The 22,080-nt window shown below is 45.7% G+C and carries 22 protein-coding genes and 1 tRNA gene; 16 read left to right on the top strand and 7 right to left on the bottom strand.

Features of this window, described 5'->3' with window-relative positions; genetic code table 11:
- Positions 1–20: 20 nt before the first annotated feature.
- Positions 21–1,694, bottom strand: a complete 1,674-nt coding sequence (locus HF322_RS10920; protein ID WP_169393491.1) for a deoxyribodipyrimidine photo-lyase — start codon at positions 1,692–1,694, stop codon at positions 21–23.
- A 209-nt stretch (positions 1,695–1,903) separates the two neighbouring features.
- Between HF322_RS10920 and HF322_RS10915 the strand changes: the two genes are divergently transcribed.
- From HF322_RS10915 to HF322_RS10890, 6 genes are all read left to right on the top strand, one after another.
- Positions 1,904–2,554: a phosphoribosylanthranilate isomerase gene (locus tag HF322_RS10915; protein WP_169393490.1), complete on the top strand. Its 651-nt coding sequence runs from the start codon at positions 1,904–1,906 to the stop codon at positions 2,552–2,554.
- A 106-nt stretch (positions 2,555–2,660) separates the two neighbouring features.
- Entirely contained in the window at positions 2,661–3,929 is a 1,269-nt protein-coding gene (gene trpB, locus HF322_RS10910) for a tryptophan synthase subunit beta (RefSeq protein ID WP_219848220.1), read from the top strand.
- A 128-nt stretch (positions 3,930–4,057) separates the two neighbouring features.
- Positions 4,058–4,882, top strand: coding sequence for a tryptophan synthase subunit alpha (gene trpA, locus HF322_RS10905; RefSeq protein WP_169393488.1), 825 nt, complete (start codon positions 4,058–4,060; stop codon positions 4,880–4,882).
- Between the two features lie 192 nt (positions 4,883–5,074).
- The gene (gene accD, locus HF322_RS10900; protein ID WP_169393486.1) at positions 5,075–5,986 is read left to right on the top strand and encodes an acetyl-CoA carboxylase, carboxyltransferase subunit beta; all 912 of its coding nucleotides are present in this window, start codon (positions 5,075–5,077) and stop codon (positions 5,984–5,986) included.
- Between the two features lie 175 nt (positions 5,987–6,161).
- The gene (gene folC / locus HF322_RS10895) at positions 6,162–7,487 is read left to right on the top strand and encodes a bifunctional tetrahydrofolate synthase/dihydrofolate synthase (protein WP_169393484.1); all 1,326 of its coding nucleotides are present in this window, start codon (positions 6,162–6,164) and stop codon (positions 7,485–7,487) included.
- Between the two features lie 116 nt (positions 7,488–7,603).
- Complete coding sequence (locus tag HF322_RS10890) at positions 7,604–8,794, top strand: LysM peptidoglycan-binding domain-containing protein (RefSeq protein WP_169393483.1); 1,191 nt, start codon at positions 7,604–7,606, stop codon at positions 8,792–8,794.
- Here HF322_RS10890 and HF322_RS10885 read toward each other — a convergent pair.
- From HF322_RS10885 to gatC, 6 genes are all read right to left on the bottom strand, one after another.
- Entirely contained in the window at positions 8,791–9,741 is a 951-nt protein-coding gene (locus HF322_RS10885; RefSeq protein WP_169393482.1) for a DUF1853 family protein, read from the bottom strand. The two genes, HF322_RS10890 and HF322_RS10885, sit on opposite strands and share 4 nt — an antisense overlap.
- 376 nt (positions 9,742–10,117) lie before the next feature.
- On the bottom strand, positions 10,118–11,140 hold the full coding sequence (locus tag HF322_RS10880) for a hypothetical protein (protein ID WP_169393481.1): 1,023 nt from the start codon (positions 11,138–11,140) through the stop codon (positions 10,118–10,120).
- A gap of 161 nt (positions 11,141–11,301) precedes the next feature.
- Positions 11,302–11,378, bottom strand: a tRNA-Pro gene (locus tag HF322_RS10875).
- Positions 11,379–11,460: 82 nt separating this feature from the next.
- Positions 11,461–12,957, bottom strand: a complete 1,497-nt coding sequence (gene gatB / locus HF322_RS10870) for an Asp-tRNA(Asn)/Glu-tRNA(Gln) amidotransferase subunit GatB (RefSeq protein ID WP_169393480.1) — start codon at positions 12,955–12,957, stop codon at positions 11,461–11,463.
- Positions 12,957–14,453 (bottom strand): Asp-tRNA(Asn)/Glu-tRNA(Gln) amidotransferase subunit GatA, encoded by a 1,497-nt coding sequence (gene gatA, locus HF322_RS10865; protein ID WP_169393479.1) that lies wholly within the window; start codon positions 14,451–14,453, stop codon positions 12,957–12,959. The genes gatB and gatA overlap by 1 nt, the downstream gene beginning before the upstream one ends.
- Before the next feature lie 63 nt (positions 14,454–14,516).
- On the bottom strand, positions 14,517–14,840 hold the full coding sequence (gene gatC, locus HF322_RS10860; RefSeq protein WP_169393478.1) for an Asp-tRNA(Asn)/Glu-tRNA(Gln) amidotransferase subunit GatC: 324 nt from the start codon (positions 14,838–14,840) through the stop codon (positions 14,517–14,519).
- Positions 14,841–15,042: 202 nt separating this feature from the next.
- On the opposite strand from gatC, the gene HF322_RS10855 reads away from it, so the two are divergent.
- The 10 genes from HF322_RS10855 to rpsC all read left to right on the top strand — a co-directional run bounded on the left by HF322_RS10855 (position 15,043) and on the right by rpsC (position 22,078).
- Positions 15,043–15,723, top strand: a complete 681-nt coding sequence (locus HF322_RS10855; protein ID WP_169393477.1) for a nucleoside triphosphate pyrophosphatase — start codon at positions 15,043–15,045, stop codon at positions 15,721–15,723.
- Positions 15,724–15,949: 226 nt separating this feature from the next.
- A complete protein-coding gene (locus HF322_RS10850; RefSeq protein WP_169393476.1) occupies positions 15,950–17,563 on the top strand; it encodes an Rne/Rng family ribonuclease in 1,614 nt (537 codons plus the stop codon).
- Positions 17,564–17,927: 364 nt separating this feature from the next.
- Entirely contained in the window at positions 17,928–18,239 is a 312-nt protein-coding gene (rpsJ, locus tag HF322_RS10845; RefSeq protein WP_169393475.1) for a 30S ribosomal protein S10, read from the top strand.
- A 43-nt stretch (positions 18,240–18,282) separates the two neighbouring features.
- Positions 18,283–18,921: a 50S ribosomal protein L3 gene (rplC, locus tag HF322_RS10840; protein ID WP_169393474.1), complete on the top strand. Its 639-nt coding sequence runs from the start codon at positions 18,283–18,285 to the stop codon at positions 18,919–18,921.
- Positions 18,922–18,935: 14 nt separating this feature from the next.
- The gene (gene rplD / locus HF322_RS10835) at positions 18,936–19,538 is read left to right on the top strand and encodes a 50S ribosomal protein L4 (RefSeq protein WP_169393473.1); all 603 of its coding nucleotides are present in this window, start codon (positions 18,936–18,938) and stop codon (positions 19,536–19,538) included.
- On the top strand, positions 19,535–19,882 hold the full coding sequence (gene rplW / locus HF322_RS10830) for a 50S ribosomal protein L23 (protein ID WP_169393472.1): 348 nt from the start codon (positions 19,535–19,537) through the stop codon (positions 19,880–19,882). Before rplD ends, rplW begins: the two co-directional genes overlap by 4 nt.
- 11 nt (positions 19,883–19,893) lie before the next feature.
- Positions 19,894–20,721 (top strand): 50S ribosomal protein L2, encoded by an 828-nt coding sequence (gene rplB, locus HF322_RS10825; protein ID WP_169393471.1) that lies wholly within the window; start codon positions 19,894–19,896, stop codon positions 20,719–20,721.
- A gap of 12 nt (positions 20,722–20,733) precedes the next feature.
- On the top strand, positions 20,734–21,009 hold the full coding sequence (gene rpsS, locus HF322_RS10820) for a 30S ribosomal protein S19 (protein ID WP_169393470.1): 276 nt from the start codon (positions 20,734–20,736) through the stop codon (positions 21,007–21,009).
- Between the two features lie 10 nt (positions 21,010–21,019).
- Positions 21,020–21,349 carry a 50S ribosomal protein L22 gene (rplV, locus tag HF322_RS10815; protein WP_169393469.1) on the top strand — a complete coding sequence of 110 codons (330 nt, stop codon included), beginning with the start codon at positions 21,020–21,022 and terminating at the stop codon, positions 21,347–21,349.
- Positions 21,350–21,352: 3 nt separating this feature from the next.
- Entirely contained in the window at positions 21,353–22,078 is a 726-nt protein-coding gene (gene rpsC, locus HF322_RS10810; protein ID WP_169393468.1) for a 30S ribosomal protein S3, read from the top strand.
- Positions 22,079–22,080 lie beyond the last annotated feature (2 nt).

Genomic DNA, 22,080 nt, shown 5'->3' with positions numbered 1-22,080 from the left:
CTTAATAACAAAGTTGCCCTTTAAGACGGTTTTTTAAACTGCTGAATGGCGTAATCGCGGGCAAGTTTATGCTCAACCATGGGCAAAGGATAGTCAGTTTTAGCAAATTTGCCGCCTGTAGCAAGCGCTTGATTTAGCTTTGCTTCGCTATTTAAAATGCTTGCTGGAACCTCGCTTAATTCAGGAAGCCAAGATTTGATAAATATCGCTTGCGAATCATGGCTTTTTGCCTGACCAAACGGGTTTAAAATCCGAAAATAAGGCGCAGAATCGTTCCCCGTTGAGGCGCTCCACTGCCAGCCGCCGTTGTTGGACGCAAAATCGCCATCAATTAATTGCTGCATAAAGTAGCGCTCACCCAAGCGCCAATCGATCAGCAAGTCTTTGGTTAAAAACATCGCTGTCACCATTCGCAGACGATTATGCATAAATCCAGTAGCGTTCAAGCTTTTCATTGCTGCATCGACGAGAGGAACGCCCGTTTTGCCTTGGCACCAAGCTTCAAAGTCTTTGTCATCATACGACCAGTTAATTTTGGCATCGATGTCTTTTTTATAAGCGTGATGGTAAATAAGATCAGGTCTGGCAACTAAAACATGGCGATAAAAATCGCGCCAAGCAAGCTCGCTCAGCCAGCGGCGGATGTCGTTATCGTCGCTGTCATTTTTATCGTTACTTTTGTCGTCACTAGCGCTTTTTTCTTGTTGCAATTGTGCTTGGGCAGTTAAATAACACGCTCGCGGGCTGATCACCCCTAAAGTTAAATATGCCGACAGCCGACTGGTAGCATCAAGGCTTGGGATATCGCGACCGGAATCATAGCGCTTGATGTCTTCATTGACAAAGTCGTTGAGCCGCGCTTTTGCAGCCGCTTCTCCTGCCGGATAATCTTGGCGGCTTTGGTGAAGTTGGGCAGCCGCCTCAATATGCGGCGCTTTTTTTTGCCACTTGGTTTGATAGTCATTAAGAATCTTATCGCAAAGCTCGCGGATATCATGAATGTCACTTTTAAAATCAATAGTTAAGTTGCCATAGTGATCCGATTGACCTTGCTTAGCGTGATTTTGTGAAACGCGCTCAGGCTTATGCAGAACTATCGGGCTGATATCGAGCGTAGTTTGCCATTTTTTATAAAATGGGGTAAAAATTTGGTACATTTTGCCATCCCCATTACAAACGCTATTGGGCGGCAGGATGCACTGGTCGTGATAGCGCTCAAATTCGATATCACTATCTGCAAGCTTTTGAAAAAGCGCATTGTCGCGGGCGATTTCATTGCCTTCATACTCATGATTTGCCAAAACGAGACGGATATTTTGCGACTTACAAAGCTCGGTTAAATGCTCAATACTGTCGCTAAACGTGGGGCAAACGCTGACCAATAACGAAATGTTTAGCTGATCTTGTAGCGCCTTTGCCAAGATCGGCAGCGTCCGCAAAAGATGATCGGTTTGGCAAAGCGATTGGTCATGCTGTTGCCACTGCTCAGGGGTCATAACAAAAACGGCGGTCACGCGGGCGTTATCTTCCTTTGCCCGCTCACAAATTGCAGCAAGGGCAGTATTGTCCTCAAGTCGCAAATCGCGGCGAAACCAGATGAGATAATGCAATGATTTTGCTTCAGTGGTGGTATTATCGTGGTTATTTTTTTTATTGTTATTATTTTTAAGCTCGTTGTGCGCCGATTTAGCCATTTATAAATCCTTTTTTTCATTGAAAGCAAAACTATCAATAAAAGTATGCTAGGATAACTTTTTGGTTGCAATGCGATTTAAATCGCGTTAACAAATCATCACTAATCACGCAGCCAAGAAGCGTTAGGATTTACAGCAACGCATCAGTCGATGCTTGTCTATTTAATCAATATTTTAACCAAATCATAAAAACGGTATCAGGTCGCAAGATGCAAGTGAAGTTTTGTGGAATTACTCAAAAATGCGATGCCAAGGCGGCAGTTGCGGCAGGCGCGGATGCCATTGGTTTGGTGTTTTATCCGCTAAGCCCGCGTGCCGTCAATATTAAAACTGCAAAATCGCTAAGCTCGATGATTCCGCCATTTACCACGATTGTGGCGCTTGTGGTTAATGCTTCAAACGAAGAGTTGCACCAAATCTGCCAAAACGTTGCCATTGATGTGATTCAATTTCATGGCGATGAAAGCGCAAGCGAGTGTCAACGGCTGGCAAAGTCGGTCAATAAGCGCTGGATTAAAGCGCTGCGGATCAACTCGCAAGCAGATTCTAAAGCTTCAGTTTCCCAAAAAATTCGTGACTTTGCCCATGCTGGCGCAAGCGGGGTGATTTTAGACGCTTATCACGAAGCGCAATATGGCGGCACAGGTCAGCGCTTCGATTGGGAATTGATTCCTGAGGACAGCGAGTTGCCGATTATTTTAGCCGGTGGATTGACGCCTGAAAATGTCGAACAAACGCTAACTCTAACGATTGCAGGCGTGGATGTCAGCGGCGGTATTGAGCACCAAAAAGGCAAAAAAGATGCGGCTAAAATGCGCGCCTTTATGAAAGCGGTCAAGCGCGACCGATGGCAACCTTAATAATAAATCAGCATTAATGGTTAATCCATTCACGTGCTGACACCTTCCTTGTTTTCACCTTCTTATTTTATTAAATCTTTTTTCCCTTTTTAGCTTAGGAATTGTTATGAGTGATGTTGCCCAATCGAAGTCCAATCCAAAATCTGTAAATTCAGTGAGCAATCCGTCATCGGTCAGCGATTTTAACCAGTTTCCCGACGCTCGCGGTCATTTTGGTATTCATGGCGGCAGATTTGTGTCCGAAACCTTAATGGCAGCGCTTGAAGAGCTTGAGTCGCTGTATTTTAAAGTCAAAAATGATCCCAAATTTTGGGAAGAGTACCACAATGATTTGGTCAATTACGTGGGTCGACCAACGCCGCTGTATCATGCCAAGCGCTTAAGTGACGAAATCGGCGGCGCTCAGATTTATTTGAAACGTGAAGATTTAAACCACACTGGCGCTCATAAGGTGAATAACACCATCGGTCAGGCGCTCCTTGCCAAAATGTGCGGTAAAAAACGTATCATTGCCGAAACAGGTGCCGGTCAACATGGCGTTGCCACTGCAACGATCGCCGCGCGCTTGGGGCTTGAGTGCGTCGTTTATATGGGCGCGGATGACGTTGAGCGCCAAAAAATGAACGTTTATCGCATGCGCTTGCTCGGCACTAAAGTGGTTCCGGTCACCTCAGGGTCAAGAACGCTCAAAGATGCGATGAATGAGGCGATGCGCGATTGGGTGACCAATGTGGACAGCACGTATTACATCATTGGCACGGTCGCAGGACCACATCCGTATCCGCTTTTGGTTCGTGATTTTCAAGCGATCATTGGTCGTGAAGCGCGAATTCAGCACTTAGAAAAAACTGGGAAATTGCCGGATGCGTTGGTGGCTTGTGTCGGCGGCGGCTCCAATGCCATTGGCTTGTTCTTTGACTTTTTAAATGATAAAGATGTCAAAATGTATGGCGTTGAAGCCACCGGTGACGGTATTGAAACCGGTCGCCATTCCGCGCCACTTGCTGCCGGTCGCGTGGGCGTACTTCATGGCAACCGCACGTATTTGATGGCAGATGATGATGGTCAGATTCAAGAAACCCATTCGATTTCAGCCGGTCTTGATTATCCAGGTGTGGGACCTGAGCACAGCTTTTTAAAAGATATGAACCGCGTTGAGTATGTGGGCTGCACTGACATCGATGCGCTTCAAGGCTTCCACGAAGTCACCAAAAAAGAGGGCATCATTCCAGCGCTTGAGTCCTCGCATGCGCTGGCTTATGCGTTAAAGCTTGCCAAAACCATGACCCCTGAGCAGTCGATTGTGGTTTGCTTGTCCGGTCGCGGTGATAAAGACTTGCACTCAGTAATGAAAGCTGAAGGCATTGAGCTTTAATCTTCCAACTTACGCAAATTTCAACTTGCGCAAATAGGTAAATGGGCTTGAAGGGGTTAATCATATTGATTGCCGCTTTAAGCTTACCTTGAAATCCATATTGTTAAAAATTAAAAATGAGATCGACAATGACCCGAATTGATAGTACTTTTGAAAAACTAAAATCGCAACATAAAAAAGCCTTAATTCCTTACGTTATGGCAGGCGACCCCAATCCAGAAACGACCGTCGGCTTGCTTCATGACTTAGTCAAGCACGGCGCGGATATGATTGAAGTTGGCTTACCGTTTTCTGACCCGATGGCAGACGGTCCTACCGTTGCCTTAGCTGCTGAGCGCGCGTTAGCCGCAGGGACGAGCACCCGCGATGCGTTAGAAATGGTTGCCGAATTTCGTAAAACCGACACGACAACGCCGATTATTTTAATGGGTTATTTAAATCCGGTTGAAATCATCGGCTATGACAATTTTGTTGCCAAATGCGAAGCTGCAGGTGTTGATGGGATTTTGATGGTTGATTTGCCGCCAAGTGAAGCGGGCAGCTTTACTGAGCATTTAAAAGACGGCGCGATCAATGAGATTTTTTTATTGTCGCCAACAACCTTACCTGAGCGCCGCCGCCAAGTGCTCAGCCATTGCGGTGGCTACATTTATTATGTTTCGCTCAAAGGCGTGACCGGTTCAGCTGCCCTTGATACAGCAGAGGTAGCAACTCAGGTTCAAGCGATTAAAGCGGAAACTAATTTGCCCGTTTGTGTGGGCTTTGGTATCCGTGATGGTGCGTCTGCAAAAGCGATTGGCGCTCATGCCGATGGCGTGATCGTGGGTAGCGCTTTGGTACAAAACTTTGCCGATATTGACGCCAATGATAAAGCGGCGGTGGCAAGCGCTCAAGATAAAATCATGGCAAAAATGGCAGAGCTGCGCGCCGCCCTTGATGAATTGAGCGCTTAAAATAACGCCAATTTGACGACATGGCAACTTGCAAAGAGGCAATAAATCACTTTGCTAAATTTAGTTTACGTGTGTAAACTAAGGTCATTGACTTTTTTATAGTAGCAACCTTTATTTTGCTCGCACCAGACGGCGTTATCAAAGCCGTCTTGGTCACGACTCATGGCGATAGTGATTTATGGATAATGATTTATGACTGACTCTCAAACGATTGCTCCTGAAAACAACAACGCGGCAAGCCCATTTTGGTTTGACCGACCCGTTCCTGGTGTTAAGCAAAGCTTGTCGGCACCGCTAACGGCGGTGGACACTGAGCCATCAACAGAATGCCCAAGCTGTCACACCCTCACTACCAACACCGCGCTTATTTTTAATAGCTATGTTTGCCCGCATTGCGACCAGCATTTAGCGATGACGGCGCGTGAGCGTCTCAACTGGTTTTTAGATGAGGTGGAAGGCGAGCTTGGTCAAGAATTTGTGGCAAAAGACCCACTTAAATTTGTGGACAGCAAGCCGTATCCAAAGCGCATGAGCGAAGCTCAATCCAAAACCGGCGAGAGTGAAGCGCTTATTGTCATGTATGGCAAATTGCGCAATTTAGACGTGGTTGCTTGTGCGTTTGATTTTCGCTTTATGGGCGGCTCGATGGGATCGGTCGTTGGTGACCGTTTTGTTCAAGCGGCAGAAAAAGCGCTCAATGAAAACAAACCGCTCGTTTGCTTTGCGGCATCTGGCGGCGCGCGAATGCAAGAAGGGTTATTGTCACTCATGCAAATGGCAAGAACAGGCGCGGCGATTGAGCGATTGCGATTGTCAGGCGTGCCTTATTTGGTCGTGTTAACCAATCCCGTTTATGGCGGCGTGACCGCATCGCTTGCCATGCTTGGTGACATCCATTTGGCTGAACCTAAAGCCATGATTGGCTTTGCAGGAAAGCGCGTGATTGAGCAAACCGTTCGCGAAACGTTAGAGGAGCCTTTCCAGCGCGCTGAATTTTTGCTTGAGCATGGCGTGGTTGATGAGGTGGTTCATCGTCATCAATTGATTGATACCAGTTATCGATTGCTTGCAAAATTAAGCAATAAGCCAAATATTAACGCTTAAGCTTTTAGTTCTAGTTTTTAAGTTTAAGTTTTAAAAAATAGCATTTGCCCTTTTGGTAAGTGCTATTTTTTTGGGTTGTTAATTTTGGAGTTTGGTTTTAAACGACTTTGGGCTAAACTTGCTCAAGGTTTTGTTTTGCATTTTTTTTGTCAGATTTTTTAAATTAGGATTGCTCATGGTTACCACATCATCACCGCAAGCGCTGTCAACTCAAGCGCCCAATTTGCAATCAAGCTTAACCCAGTGGCTTGATTATATGCAGCAAATTCACGTTTCTGCCATTGATTTGGGACTGTCGCGCGTACTTCCGGTTGCCGAAAAACTGGGCGTTTTGCAATCGGCAAAAGATGATGCGTTTGTATTTACGGTAGCAGGAACCAATGGCAAAGGCTCAACCACAGCGGTCATTGCCGAGATTTGCCAACAAGCTGGCTATAAAACCGCGCTTTATCAATCGCCGCATTTGCTTGAGTTTAACGAGCGCGTTCGTATTGATGGGAAGATGGCAGGCGATGAGACGCTAATCAATGCCTTTTATCAAGTAGAGATGGCGCGGCTTGATTGCGATTTAACCTTGTCTTTTTTTGAAATGACCACGCTTGCTGCGCTGCTTATTTTTGCAGAAAATGATTGCGATGTTTGGGTGCTTGAGGTTGGTCTTGGTGGTCGCTTGGATGTGGTCAATATCATTGATCCTGATTTGGCGGTCATCACCAACATTGGTATTGATCATGTTGATTGGCTTGGTGACAACGTTGAAGCCATTGGCGCTGAAAAAGCGGGAATTTTACGCGATGATATCATGCTGATTTTTGGGGACAGCAATATGCCCAAAAGCGTTGTTGATCAAATTAGCCGCCATCACGTGACTTGCTATCAAGCCCAAAGCGATTTTAGCTATCAAAGCTTGGACAATTGGTCTTGGCAATACAGCAATGCCGCCGTTACCTTGCAGCTACCAAAGCCCAAGCTGTCATTGATTAATGCCGCTAATGCGCTGTCAGCGGTGCTGGCAAGTCCGCTTGAGATTGAAAGTGAAGCAATTGCAAAGGCTTTAAGATCGGTCAAGCTATCAGGGCGCTTTGATGAGCGCGAACTTGCCAATCGGCATTGGTTATTTGATGTTGCCCATAATGAGCAAGGCGTGGCGTTTTTATTGACGCAGCTGATTCCGCTTTGGCAGCAGCATGAAAAAACTTATCCAAATGCTCGCATGAAGCTGCTATTTTCCATGCTGGCAGATAAAGACATGACGCAAGTGGTGGATGAGTTGACAAGCTCAGGGCTGCCTATTTCTGAGTGGTTTATTGCGCCGATTGACCATCCAAGAGCGGCAAGCCTTGAAGATTTGCAAGTGGTTTTGAGCGCCCATCGCGTCCACAGTTTTGGCAATTTGGAGCAGGCAACGCAAGCGGTCATTGAGCAAAGTTGTCCGGAGGATTTGATCGTCGTTTGCGGCTCATTTCATACCATTGGCGAGGCGCTATTGACGCTCAATTAAGCGTTGCCAACATTGAGTAAGTAAAGCGCAACATGGCAGACAATATCAACAATATGCTTTATAATCGAAGCGATTGATGTTCCCAAATTTTATTTTCAGCGGCGAGATAATTGTTCATGATTTGGTCAAGACAAACCTTTTTAGGCATCGGCATGATTGTCGGCGGCAGCATCATGCTTTATGCGATGGCGCAGCAGATTGATACTGAGGACAAGCCTGCCGCCGCTGTGGTGACCAAACCTGCGGCAAGCAATAAGGCGCCTGAGCCACTGACCACCGATCTTGCCACCGAAAAGCGCCTGCTTGCCCAAAAGCAAAAAGAGCGTGCCGCTCGGATTGCGGAGCAAGAAAAACGCGCTAAAGAATTGCTTGCCCAGCAAGAAAGCGCGGAGGCAGAAGCCTTGGCAAAATCGCGAGCTGAAAATCAGCGTTACGCGGATAAAACCAGCGCTGCCAAAAATAATTCAGAAACTTCAAAGTCTGAAGCATCAAAAAGCGACGTCAAAGCCGATTCAGCGACCAATGCGGCGATTGCAAAAGCCGAAGCCAACCCTCAAGAAGCGACCTCAAATCCTGAATCCGCCAAAAAAAATGACGAGGTAAAAAAAGCAGAAGCTGACAAAGCGAAAAAAGAAGCGCAAGCTAAAAAGCAAGCGGAGCAAAAACAAGCCGCTGATAAAAAAGCGCAAGCTAAAAAAGCCCAAGATAAGAAGGAAACCGAAAAGAAGGAAGCTGAAAAAAAGGAAGCTAAAGCGGCAACAGCCGCGCCGAAATCGGTCAGCACCTATCGTATTGAAAGTGGCGACAGCTTAGGAAAGCTTGCCGAAAAATACCACGTTCCCTTATCCGCGCTCACTCAAGCCAATGGCATCTCTAAAGATGCGACGCTAAAAGTTGGTCAAAAGCTCACTATTCCCTCGCAAAGCCAAATTGCAAAGCTCAAACAAGACGCCAAAGCGGCAAAAAAAGCCGAGAAAGACAAGCGGCAACAAGAAGAAGCCAAAGCCAAAAAAACCAAAGCCATTGAAGACAAGCTGGAGAATGCTCGAAAACAGGTGAAAGAAACCGATGCCAAAGGCAGTTTTGGCGTTCAAGTGGCGCTGGCAACCAGTCAAGCCAATGCTGATGAAGTCGTCAAAAAACTTAAAGCGGCAGGCTACGAGGTCAAAACCAGCAAGACCGATCGCGGCGTTCGCGTGATGGTAGGACCTGAGCGCGGAAAAGTTGCGGCACTTGCCTTAAAAGACAAAATCAACAATGATCCCAACGTCAAAACGGACAGCGCTTGGGTGCTGTATTGGCGCTAAGGTTTGGTTGAAAACGTCGCCGGACAAACCACCAGCGGCGTATCGTCCAAAAAATAAAGCCCCGTTGCCGGATGATTTAAAACATCAATCGCGCTTTTTTGCTCATAAAACGGGCGCTGGGTAAACCACTCAACATAATGCGCTCGCCGAAGTGAGGCATTTTGCAGCTTTGCCAATTGTGCAGTATCTAAACTATCAAACCAACGATGCAGCGGAAAATTTGGCGTCATCCATTTTGGAGAGTCAAAATCCATTGTCAATATCGGCAAAAAAAACCGACCTTTAATCACCGCAAAACGCTGATCGATTTTAACTTGACCGTGATTCGGTGTATCCACCCAAACGCTACGAAATTGCTTGCATTGCATATGACTCATTTTGCGCTGCAAGTTATCGTTTGAGTTGATTCCCACCCAATTTTCAGGTAAAAAAGGCGCTGATCCCATAAAAAATTTGATTGCCAGCTCCCAATGCTCGATCGATTGGCGCTCGTGATTTTTGATAATTAAATCAAGCTCGCCTGTCGTTTGCTTATCGCGGTACAGCTGAACATTGTTAGCGATCACCTCAAACGGATGGCAATCATTTTCAAAACCATCTTGAAGCCAAAAATGGATCAAGCCTTCAAAATGAAACCCTAATCGATTTGGGCTTGGTCGCTTGAGCAAAAATCGCGTTAAGTCCTGATAAGCCGTGGTTGAATCAAGCTCAACGAGGCGTGTTTGATAAGCATCAAATTGCGCCTGCCAAAACGCTTCAGAATGCACAAACACAGGCGGCGTATTCTGATTGGGCGCGGTATCGATCCAATGGGTCAACATGTTGGGGCAGACGATCGCAAACGCCAAATCGCGGACGAATGGTCGGCGGAATTGCTCCCAAGGGGCAGGATTAGTTATGGTGGACTGGCTGAGCTGTGGTAAGGATTGAGCGGTTGGCTCGTTCATAAGGTAAACCATCATAGGTGGTAAAGGGTTTACCCTAACGCCTCATTTAAACAATGTCTAGCGATTATGCGTAGGAGTTATGGTAAATGGAGCGGAATTTTAAGAGAGGATAGTGATATAAATATTCAGATGAATAATAGTTGGGCTTAGCAACATGGGAGTGATGACAGCTAATAAAAATTTTAAAGTGACAATTTGCCATTTGGCGAGTTTATAGGACTTTCGCTTGGAAGGTTTGTTTTGCTTGGTCATTGGTATAACTCCATGATATGTCGTAACGGTGTGCTACGGCTTACATGGTTTATGTTAGGTATTAAAATATTAGAGAAAAACTAGTAAAGCTACCTTTATATTGGTAAAGATAGCTTTGAATATATTATTTTTGGCGTGGTCTGCCTCCCTCGCTTGCGTAATCGGGCGCATTGCCTTTAATCCATTCTCTAATTCTTTGTTGCTCAGGGAGAGTGTCGGCAAAACCTAACTCCCAAAGTTTACTCCAAACAATATTAGACATTTCTAACATTTTTATATTTTTGTTTTTATCTTTTTTCCATTCATCATCAGCAATATGCCTAGCAAGACTTTGAGCGAGCACTTTCTTAGGACTAACACCTTTCCTTTTAGGTAGATTTTGTAGGTTAATACTAATATTCTGCTTTTTAGATACGGCTACATTTTCTATTATTTGCTCTTCAAGAGTTAATAAATCTTTATGAAGAATTACCAAATCTCTAATGCTCAGCTTGAAATAAGGATAGGCTAATCCCCCTGAAGTTTCAAAAATGCTGTCAAACTCCAAAGATATATATTTTCTAATATCCTCTAAATCTACATTTTGAATATCTTCTATTCCTATCTCAAAATGTCCTATACCTCTTACATAAAAACTATCTTGCTCTCTCTTTAAAAATGAAAGTTTACTAGGGTCTGCTTCGAGGTCATTTCTTATTAAAATGCCGTCAAATCCTAGTGAATCTACATTTGCCGCCTCATTTTTAAATGATAAGTTAAACAATGTTAATTCACTAACCTTTAATAATAATAAGCCTAGGTAAAAATTCGAATAAAGATCATTATTTGCTTTTTCTTCTATTTCTTTAAATTTGTTTAGCCAATACTTGCTTTCATCTTCATTTTTAGATTCATAAGGCTTCTTAAAAAAATTCTTAAATTCTGGGTCAGTTGTTATTGTTGTTTCAAAATCGCCTATTATTTTAAAACTTTCATTTTTAAATGATACATGAATATAAGCAGGAGTGTCATGGCTCACCATGTGCTTAAGGATTTTTTTCGGAGTTACGTTGTCAGAATTATACTTAGTGTTTAGATATTCACTAGCTTCCTGCAAGCTATAATATTCTGCGGTATTAAAGCTTAAAGCTATATTGTTGGCACTCACATTTACACCTTAGCTCAAAGTAGATGCAAGACACTGACAACGTTAGGGTGTTTTGCTGTCCTTCGGATAATTACTCCTAGCCTTGCTAATTATGCTTAATTTTAACCCAAAAAAAAGGTCAACCATTATAAATAATAGTTGACCTTTTTTACTTCAAAATTTGGTCGGAACGGCAGGATTTGAACCTGCGACCACCACACCCCCAGTGTGGTGCGCTACCAGACTGCGCTACGCCCCGAATGACTGACTATTTTACCCAAAATTAATGAGATTGCAAGGGTTAATTTTGCAGGCAAATTATCAGCCAAAGCTTTTATAGCTTAGTTCAAAAGCGATTTTAAAATCTCATTCACCTGCTGCGGATTGGCGCTGCCGCGACTGGCTTTCATCACTTGACCAACAAGACCGTTAAAGGCTTTTTGCTTGCCGCCGCGATACTCATCAACCATGGCTTGGTTATTAGCGATGACATCCTCAACGATGGCTTTAATTGCGCCGGTGTCGGTTTCTTGTTTTAAGTCTTGGGTTTTGATGATGATGTCAGCCGCGTCCGCGCTATCGCCGCCTTCACCTTCGTACAATGCGCTAAAGACTTTTTTGGCAAGTTTGCCCGATAACGTATTGTCATTGATGCGCTCAAGCAGTTTGGCAAGTTGCGCCGCGCTGATAGGGGAGGCGTCAATGGTTTTGTCGTCTTTATTCAGCGCGCCAAGCAAGTCGCCCATCACCCAGTTAGCGGCGATTTTGGTGGAGGTCGCGCCAGCTTCAGCAACGACCGCTTCAAAATAATCAGCAAGCTGACGGCTTCCGGTCAAGATGCGAGCGTCATATTCCGATAACCCAAGCTCGGTTTCAAAGCGGCTGCGGCGCGCCACAGGAAGCTCTGGCATTGCTGCTAAAATTTCATCAACGGTATGCTGTTCAATCCGAACCGGAAGCAAATCAGGGTCGGGGAAGTAGCGATAGTCGTTGGCTTCTTCTTTGGTTCGCATCGAGCGCGTTTCGTCTTTATCAGGGTCATAAAGACGCGTGGCTTGAATGACTTTGCCGCCATCCTCGATGATGTCGATTTGACGCTCAATTTCGCGGTTGATGGCGCGCTCAATAAAACGAAATGAGTTGAGGTTTTTAAGCTCCGTTCGCGTTCCAAGCTCCGCACCTGGTTTGCGGATGGACACGTTACAGTCGCAGCGAAACGAGCCTTCCGCCATAATCGCGTCAGAAATACCAAGCCAAGTGACGAGCTGATGAATGGCTTTGATATAAGCAAGCGCTTCGTGAACCGAGCGCATATCCGGTTCTGAAACGATTTCAATCAGCGGCGTGCCGGCGCGGTTTAAGTCAATTCCGGTCATGCCATCGGCGGCATTATGAACCGATTTTCCGGCGTCTTCTTCTAAATGGGCGCGGGTGATGCCAATGCGTTTTGGGTATTCGTTTTTTTCGCCTTCATTGACCATCACGTCGATATAGCCGCGACCGACAATCGGGTTTGCCATTTGCGTGATTTGATAGCCTTTAGGCAAATCAGGGTAAAAGTAGTTTTTACGGTCAAAAGTATTGTATAACCCAAGCTTTGCATTTACGCCGATGCCAAATTTCAGCGCGCGCTCAACAACGCCGTGATTGAGTACCGGTAAAACGCCCGGCAAGCCCAAATCAACGATATTGGCTTGGGTATTTGGCTCATGACCAAAGGCGGTCGGCGCACTAGAAAAGATTTTGCTGTCGGTGTTGAGCTGACAGTGAATTTCAATGCCAATCACCACTTCATAGCCATCGACCAACAGTTTTGGGTCAAAGTTTGCCTTGGTCATTATACGGTCTCCTTAGCAATGGCAGATTGCTGCAAATGATAGCCGGTGTTTTGTTGAAACAGGTGCGCGGTGCTAAGCAATTGACTTTCCTGCCAATGCTGACCAATCAGCTGAATGCCAATGGGCATGCCGTCATTTGAGAGTCCAACCGGATGACTGAGCGCCGGAAGCCCTGCCAAGTTCACCCCAATAGTATAAACGTCGCCCAAATACATGGTCGCAGGGTCTAAATTGTCGCTTAATTTATAAGCCGTCATCGGAACGGTTGGGCTGGCAATGATATCGCAGTGATGAAAGGCGGTTTTAAAGTCTTCGACAATCAAGCGGCGGATGCGTTGAGCTTTAGTGTAATACGCATCAAAATAACCTGCCGATAACGCATAAGTTCCCATCAAAATCCGGCGTTGAACTTCTGCGCCAAAGCCTTCTGAGCGTGATCGGGTATATAAATCAATCAAGTCTTTTGGGTCATTACAGCGGTAGCCAAAGCGAACACCATCAAATCGCGAAAGGTTAGAAGACGCCTCAGCCGGCGCGAGCATATAATAGGTGGCAAGGGTGATTTCAGGGTCAGTGATGTTCACCTCAACGATGGTGGCGCCCAAATCTTCATAGGTTTTTAGCGCCTGCTTGACCGCATCCGCCACTTCGCTATTTAATCCTGCACCAAAGTATTCTTTTGCCACGCCGATTTTTAAATGGGCAAGCGGTTTGTCGCCGCCCGTTTTTTCAGCGTCATTCATGTCTTGAACGTAATCGGGAATGTCATGCTTGATTGAAGTGGCGTCCCTTGCATCATGACCGACCATTGGCTGTAATAAATAAGCGCAGTCTTTGGCGCTTTTGCCAATCGTTCCGGCTTGGTCAAGACTTGAGGCGTAAGCAATCATGCCAAAGCGTGACACGCGACCGTAAGTGGGTTTGATTCCGGTCAATCCGCAAAACGATGCCGGTTGACGGATGGAGCCGCCAGTATCGCTTGCCGTTGCAAGCGGCGTCAATCCTGCTGCCACTGCCGCCGCGCTACCGCCTGACGAGCCGCCCGGAACGCGATCCAAATTCCAAGGGTTATGAACCGCGCCAAAATACGAGCTGGCGTTGTCTGACCCCATCGCAAACTCATCCATGTTGAGCTTGCCCAAGCTAATCATTCCCGCGTCATCAATGCGGTGGACGATGGTCGCGTCATAAGGCGACACAAAGTTATACAGCATTTTTGAGCCGCAAGTGGTCAACACCCCTTGGGTACAAAAAATATCTTTATGCGCCATTGGAACGCCAAGCAAGGCGCGCTTGTCACCTTGAGCGCGCATCTCATCGCAGGCTTTTGCTTTGGCAAGGGCGATATCACCGGTTAAGGTAATAAAGCTGTTAATTTTGCCGTCAAGTTTCTCAATGCGATTTAAAAAATGCGTGGTCAAATCAACGCTACTAAACTGCTTATTTTGCAGCCCTTGAATGAGCTGCTCGGTACTTAACTCATGAATTTCAGACATAACAAGTCGTCCGTTTATTTAAAGGTAATTAACATAAAAAATCAAAAAACGATGCAATCACGACTATTCAATCACTTGCGGCACAAGATATAAGCCATCACCAACTTTTGGCGCCATCGATTGGTTCAACTCGCGGTCGATATCGTGACGCGCCACATCCGCGCGCAAGTCTTGGCACGCCTCATGAATGTTGGCAAGCGGCGCGACGTTATCGGTATCAACGCCGGCAAGCGTTTGCATTAAGCTTAAAATTTTGCTGATATCACCGGCATAATTTTCGGCGGTCGCCTCATCAATTCCTAATCGTGCTAAGCTCGCCACTTCCAAAATTTCTTGGCGGCTGACCGCGCTGTCGGTTAACGCGGCTTGTTGATTGTCCTGTGACATAATTGCTCCCATGCCAAATCAATTATAAAATGCTTAAAATTTATTTTAACATCCCAATTTGCCGACCATTATAAAGCATAACCAGTAAATTGACAGAAATTGCCGTCATGGCTTGCCAAAATATGACCTCAATCCTGACCCAAATGGTCGCTTTGATTTTCCTAACTGATTTTTTAATAATGATTGTTAAAAAGAGTGCCTTATGACTTTAATTTTAGCCTCAAGCTCGCCGCGCCGCCGTGAGTTATTAGCTCAAGCCGAACTTGATTTTAGCACCTTAAGCGTTGATATTGACGAAGCCGTTTTGCCCAATGAAGCGCCGACCGATTATATTCAGCGAATGGTAGCAAGCAAAGCTCAAGCAGCAGTTCGGGCATTAAATTCGCTTTCTAATTTGAATAACTTTTCTAATTTGAATGACAAAGACGATATTATTATCATTACCGCCGATACCATTGGCGTGCTTCCTGATGGTAAAACTGTTTTGGTAAAACCTATCGACGTTGATGATGCCCGCGCCATGTGGCAAAAAATGTCCGATGCCACCCATCAAGTTTGGACGGCAGTTACCGTTACCAAAGCGGCTTATTTACCTGATGCTTATTTACCTGATAATGAAAAAGGCAATAAAAACGCTTGGCAAATAAGCGATCAAAAAAGTTTGATTGAGCGCACTGACGTCACTTTTGTGCCATTAACGGATGCCATGATGCAGCGCTATTGGGACAGCGGCGAACCGCAAGATAAAGCAGGCGGCTATGGCATTCAAGGCTTGGCAGCCGCTTGGGTCGCTAAAATCAATGGCAGCTATACCAATGTTGTAGGATTGCCTTTGGCACAAACGTTAGCGCTGCTTAAGCCTTTTTATAATGAAAAATTTTAAATTAAAAATAGGTTAATGATAATGCAGTTAAAGAAATTTGGCTAAAAATGGCGCTTAAGGATTGTCAGCATTGAGAGCGCTTTTTTGCTACACTATCTGCTTACCAAAAAACCGCGCTGTCGCCAAAAAAAGCCATGACGTTGGCTCAAGTTTTGAGATCAATGACTTATCATAGCTATAAGTTTTCAACCCTTCACCATTTATCAATATCAGCAAAAGAGGCGTTATGTCTGAAGAGCTTTTGATTAACGTCAGTCCGATGGAATCGCGAGTTGCCGTCATGGACAACGGCGTATTAAGCGAGATTTATATTGAGCGCCACCATAAATTAGGACTCGTTGGCAATATCTATTTGGGAACGGTCGTTCGCGTGCTGCCGGGGATGCAAGCGGCGTTTGTCGATATTGGTCAATCAAGAACGGCGTTTTTACACGTTAATGATATGCAGCGCCCTATAAAAACCGCCCCAAAAGAAGCTCAAGAATTACAAGTAAAAACGGGCGACTCAGATCAGCCTTTAGCTGCCATTGAAGCGGTAAGAAATGAAGAAGGAGAGAGCTTACCGGCTGCTCCTGTATCCATTAACCCTGCGCCGCTGACCTCAATTGATCAAGCTCAAAACCTTATTCAAAATCGGCTTCATGAAAGCCAGCGCGTGTTGGTTCAAGTGACCAAAGACCAGCTAGGCAGTAAGGGCGCTCGCTTGACCACCAATATTTCTTTGCCATCGCGATATTTGGTCTATTTGCCGTCGAGTGAGCATATTGGTATTTCGCAGCGAATCGACAATGAAGACGAGCGCTTACGGCTCAAAACTGAGCTTAGCAATCTGATGCAAACGGTCAATTTAAAAGGCGGCTTGATTGCCAGAACCGCTGCTGAGCGCGTTTTGGTGAGTAAGCTTGAGGAGGATATTTATTATCTGCTTCAGCTTTGGCGAACCATTTGCGCCCGTAGGCTTGAAGTTAAGCCGCATCAAAGCTCCGCGCTCATTTATCAAGAGCTGTCTTTGCCGATGCGATCAATCCGCGATTTGGTTCATAGCGATACTGAAAAAGTAGTGGTGGACAATGCTCAGTTGTTTGAGCAGTTGCGTCATTTTGCTAAAGAGTTTGTGCCCTTTGTTTTTGATCGAATTGTTCATTATACCGCTGAGCCGCCGCTGTTTGATGTTCACCGCGTTGAAGAGGACTTACGCGATGCCTTAAAGCGCCGCGTTGATTTAAAATCCGGCGGTTATCTCATCATCGACCAAACCGAGGCGATGACCACCATTGATGTCAATACTGGCTCCTTTGTTGGCGGCAGATCGCTTGAGGATACCGTTTATAAAACCAATTTGGAAGCCACCCACGCCATTGCCCGTCAGCTTAGGCTTCGCAATTTAGGCGGCATCATCATCCTTGATTTTATTGACATGCTTGAGCAAGAGCATAAAGATGACGTGCTGGCAAGCTTGCAAGAGCAATTAGCAAAAGACTATGCCAAGACCAACATCACTCAAGTCAGCGAGCTTGGCTTGGTTGAGATGACCCGAAAGCGAACCCGTGAGTCCTTAGGTCAGCAGCTTTGCGAACCGTGTTCCACCTGTCAAGGTCGCGGCTTTGTCAAAACTGCCGAGACCGTTTGTTTTGAGATTTTCCGCGAAATTATGCGCTGCGCTCGAACCTATAATGCTCCCAAAAAATTTACCGTTGTTGCTCACGCCGCCGTTATTGATTTACTGCTTACTACGGAAGCAGATACCGTTGCCGATTTAGAATATCTGCTAGGTCGCGTCATTACTTTTGAAGTTGAAAATTTATATACCCAAGAACAATATGATATTGTCCTTGATTAATGAGTTGCAGCAATTTTATTGAAATTGACTGAAAATTTAGTAAAAAAAGCGCGATATTGTCTTTAAAAACATCAGTTAGCGCTAATATCGCCTTGCAATGATTTAAATTGTCTGTATAATACATCCCACTGAATTATCAGCGGGCAGCTATTATCTGCCGACGCTATGACAGCTAGAGCATCGTTTCTAGCACTATTTCACTTTGGCTTTGCTACCGTCCAATAATAGGAGGGTCAGCGGGGCTTGACTATTTTGCTTTTAGCTTGCTACTGGTTCTATAAAGAACTTAAGCCGCCTGAAGTGAATTTTTAATCAATCGGCTTTTACTGCTTAAAGTAAAAGCACATATTAGGAGCTTGCTGGCATGGCTAACCAGAGAATCCGTATCCGACTTAAGTCTTTTGACCATCGTCTTATTGATCAGTCAGCTCAAGAGATCGTCGATACTGCTAAGCGCACCGGCGCACAAATTTGCGGTCCTGTACCGTTGCCGACCCGCATTGAGCGTTTTAACGTTCTAACCTCGCCACACGTCAACAAAGACGCTCGTGACCAATACGAAATCCGCACTCACAAACGCATGGTTGATATCGTTCAGCCAACTGACAAAACTGTCGATGCGTTAATGAAGCTTGATTTAGCAGCGGGCGTTGACGTTCAAATTGCTTTGGGTTAATCAACCTACCCAACCCATTAACAAAGATATAAAGAGGTTTAAAATGGCGATCGGTTTAGTCGGTAAAAAATGCGGCATGACCCGTATCTTCACTGAAGCAGGCGCTGCAATTCCTGTGACCGTGATCGAGGTCGATGCAAACCGCATTACTCAAGTAAAAACTCAAGATACAGATGGCTACCAAGCGATTCAAATCACCACCGGAACTCGTCGCGACAGCCGTGTGACCGCCGCTCAAAAAGGTCACTTTGCTAAAGCGGGCGTAAAAGCAGGTCGCGGTGTTTGGGAATTTCGCGTCAATGACAGCGAGCTTGAAGGTCGTGAGCTTGGCGGCGAGATCCTAGCTGACTTGTTTGAACAAGGTCAGATGGTAGATGTTACTGGTCAAAGCAAAGGTAAAGGCTTTCAAGGCGGCGTAAAACGTCATAACTTTAACACGCAAGACGCCACTCACGGTAACTCAGTATCTCACCGTGTGGTAGGTTCAACGGGTCAAAACCAGACGCCAGGTCGCGTGTTCAAAGGCAAAAAAATGCCAGGACAAATGGGTAATAAACAAGTTACCGTTCAAGGTCTTGAAGTGATCTCGGTTGATGCCGAAAAAGGATTATTGGTCATCAAGGGTGCCATCCCTGGTGCCAACGGTGGCGATGTCATCGTTCGTCCGTCAATCAAAGCCTAAGCAAGGGGATTAACGTGGATTTAAAAACAGTTACAGGTGCGGCGGTTGAACTTTCTGACACAGCATTTGGTCGTGAATTCAACGAAGCATTGGTGCATCAAGTGGTAACCGCATATCTTGCTGGTGCGCGCCAAGGTACTCGTGCTCAAAAAACCCGTGGCGAAGTTTCAGGTGGTGGCATCAAGCCATGGCGCCAAAAAGGAACAGGTCGCGCTCGTGCAGGCTCAATTCGTAGCCCAATCTGGCGTTCAGGTGGTCGCGCTTTTGCCGCCAAACCACAAGACTGGTCACAAAAAGTCAACCGTAAAATGTATCGTGGTGCCATGCAGTGCATCCTAGCCGAGCTTGTTCGTCAAGAGCGCCTAATTTTGGTTGAAGACATCAGCGTTTCTGCACCTAAAACCAAAGAGTTGATCGCAAAATTAAGTGAATTGAACGCCCCACGCGCGCTCATCGTCACCAAAGAAGTGGACGAAAACTTATATCTTGCTGCTCGCAACATCCCACACGTCAACGTTCTTGGAACGACAGAAGTGGATCCTGTGAGCTTGATCGCCTTTGATAAAGTGATCATGTCTGTTGACGCTGCGAAACAATTTGAGGAAGCACTAGCATGAACAACGCAAGACTTTATCAGGTCTTAAGAGGACCTGTATTCTCAGAAAAATCTCAAATGCTTGGCGACTCACTTGGTGTTCAAGTATTTAAAGTTGATGGTAACGCCACAAAGCGCGAAATCAAAAAAGCAGTTGAGTTGATGTTTGAAGGCGTTGAAGTGACTCGCGTAAACACTTTGAATGTTAAAGGTAAGACAAAGCGTTTTGGTAAAAGCATCGGCCGTCGTAACGACTATAAAAAAGCCTATGTTACCTTAAAAGCTGGTCAAGATGTACAAATGGCTGATGCTGGTGAAGACGTTGCAACTACGGCTTCTACTAGTGAAACAGCGAACAACGAATAAGGATAACAATCATGCCTATCGTAAAAGCAAAGCCAACATCACCAGGGCGTCGTTTTGTCGAAAAAGTGGTTCACCCACACCTTTACAAAGGTCGTCCTTTTGCCGCTCTTGTTGAGTCAAAAGGCAAATCAGGTGGTCGTAACAACAATGGTCGTATCACCACCCGTCACGTTGGCGGCGGTCATAAGCACCATTACCGTATCATCGATTTTAAACGCACCAAAGACAGCATTCCTGCCATTGTTGAGCGTATTGAATACGATCCAAACCGTACCGCTCATATTGCACTACTAAAATATGCTGACGGCGAGCGCCGCTACATCATCGCTCCTAGAAAATTGGCTGTAGGCGATACTGTTCAATCAGGAGAAGGCTCACCAATCCGTCCAGGAAACTGTTTACCACTTAAAAACATTCCACTTGGTACTGTGATCCATAACATTGAGCTTAAGATCGGTAAAGGTGCTCAAATGGCACGTTCAGCCGGTGCTGGCGTTCAGTTATTAGGTCGCGACGGTATCTATGCGATTTTAAGATTGCGTTCAGGTGAGACTCGCCGCGTTCACGTCAATTGCCGTGCGGTTATTGGTGAAGTTTCAAACAATGAAAACAACCTAAAATCACTTGGTAAAGCTGGTGCAGCGCGGTGGCGCGGCGTTCGTCCAACCGTTCGCGGTGTGGCAATGAACCCTGTTGATCACCCACATGGTGGTGGTGAAGGTCGTAACAAAGGTCGTCATCCAACCAGCCCTTGGGGTCAGAAGTCTAAAGGACTTAAAACACGCCATAATAAGCGTACTGACAGTATGATCATCCGTCGCCGTCGCGCCAAGAAATAAAGGAAAAATTTCATGCCTCGTTCATTGAAAAAAGGTCCATTCATAGACGCGCACTTGTTTGCCAAAGTTGAGAATGCTATTGATACCAACTCTCGCAAGCCTATCAAAACTTGGTCGCGCCGCTCCATGATTTTGCCACAAATGGTTGGCCTCACCTTATCTGTTCATAACGGTCGCACTCATGTGCCCGTTATCGTAAGCGAGCAGATGGTTGGTCATAAACTCGGTGAATTCGCCCCAACCCGCACTTACCGCGGTCACGGCGTTGACAAAAAAGCTAAGAGATAAGGTGCTCACCATGGAAGTAACTGCAAAATTGCGCGGTGCCGCCATCTCGGCACAAAAAGTTAGACTCGTTGCTGATGAAGTTCGTGGCAAATCAATCGAGCGTGCTTTGGATATTTTAACGTATAGCAATAAAAAAGGCGCGGTGTTCGTTAAGAAATGCCTTAACTCAGCCATCGCCAATGCCGAACATAACCACGGCTTAGATATTGATGATTTAAAAGTCTCAACCATCTATGTTGATGAAGGCATCACGCTAAAGCGTATCCTACCACGTGCAAAAGGTCGCGCTGACCGTATCAGCAAGCGTACCTGTCACATCACTATCAAGGTAGGAGAATAAGCTATGGGTCAAAAAGTTCACCCAATCGGAATTCGTCTTGGCGTTGTTAAAAAGCACAATGCAAACTGGTATGCTGATCCAAAACAGTATTCAGAGTACCTGATTAACGATCTTCAAGTTCGCGAATACCTTCGCAAAAAACTTGACGCTGCCATGATCAGCAGCATCGTTATCGAGCGCCCAACTGGAGCCGCTAAAATTACCATCGCTACCGCGCGACCTGGTATTGTTATCGGTAAAAAAGGCGAAGATATCGAAAAACTTCAAAAAGAATTGACCAAAATGATGGGTGTTCCCGCTCAGGTTAATATTGAAGAAATCACCTCTCCTGATCTTGACGCGCGTCTTGTGGCTGATGGCATTGCAAGTCAGCTTGAGCGCCGTGTGATGTTCCGCCGCGCTATGAAGCGTGCGGTTCAAAACAGCATGCGTTCAGGAGCGCAAGGCATTAAAGTTGAATTGTCTGGTCGTTTAGGCGGTGCTGAGATTGCACGAACTGAATGGTACCGTGAAGGTCGCGTACCTTTACATACCCTTCGCGCTGATATTGACTATGCATCAGTTCGTGCCGAAACAACTTATGGCACCATTGGGGTAAAAGTTTGGATTTTCCGCGGCGAAATTCTTGACGGAATGAACAGTGTTTATAATCCCGTTAAAGAAGAGCAGACCCGTGCGCCAAAACAACGCCGTGGTCGTGGAAACCGTCGAAACTCAGACAGAGGTTAAAC

The sequence above is a fragment of the Psychrobacter sp. MF31 genome, from assembly GCF_012847335.1.
GTDB lineage: Bacteria > Pseudomonadota > Gammaproteobacteria > Pseudomonadales > Moraxellaceae > Psychrobacter.
Note: the sequence above shows the minus strand (reverse complement) of the source record. Positions and strands in the feature narration are given on the sequence as shown.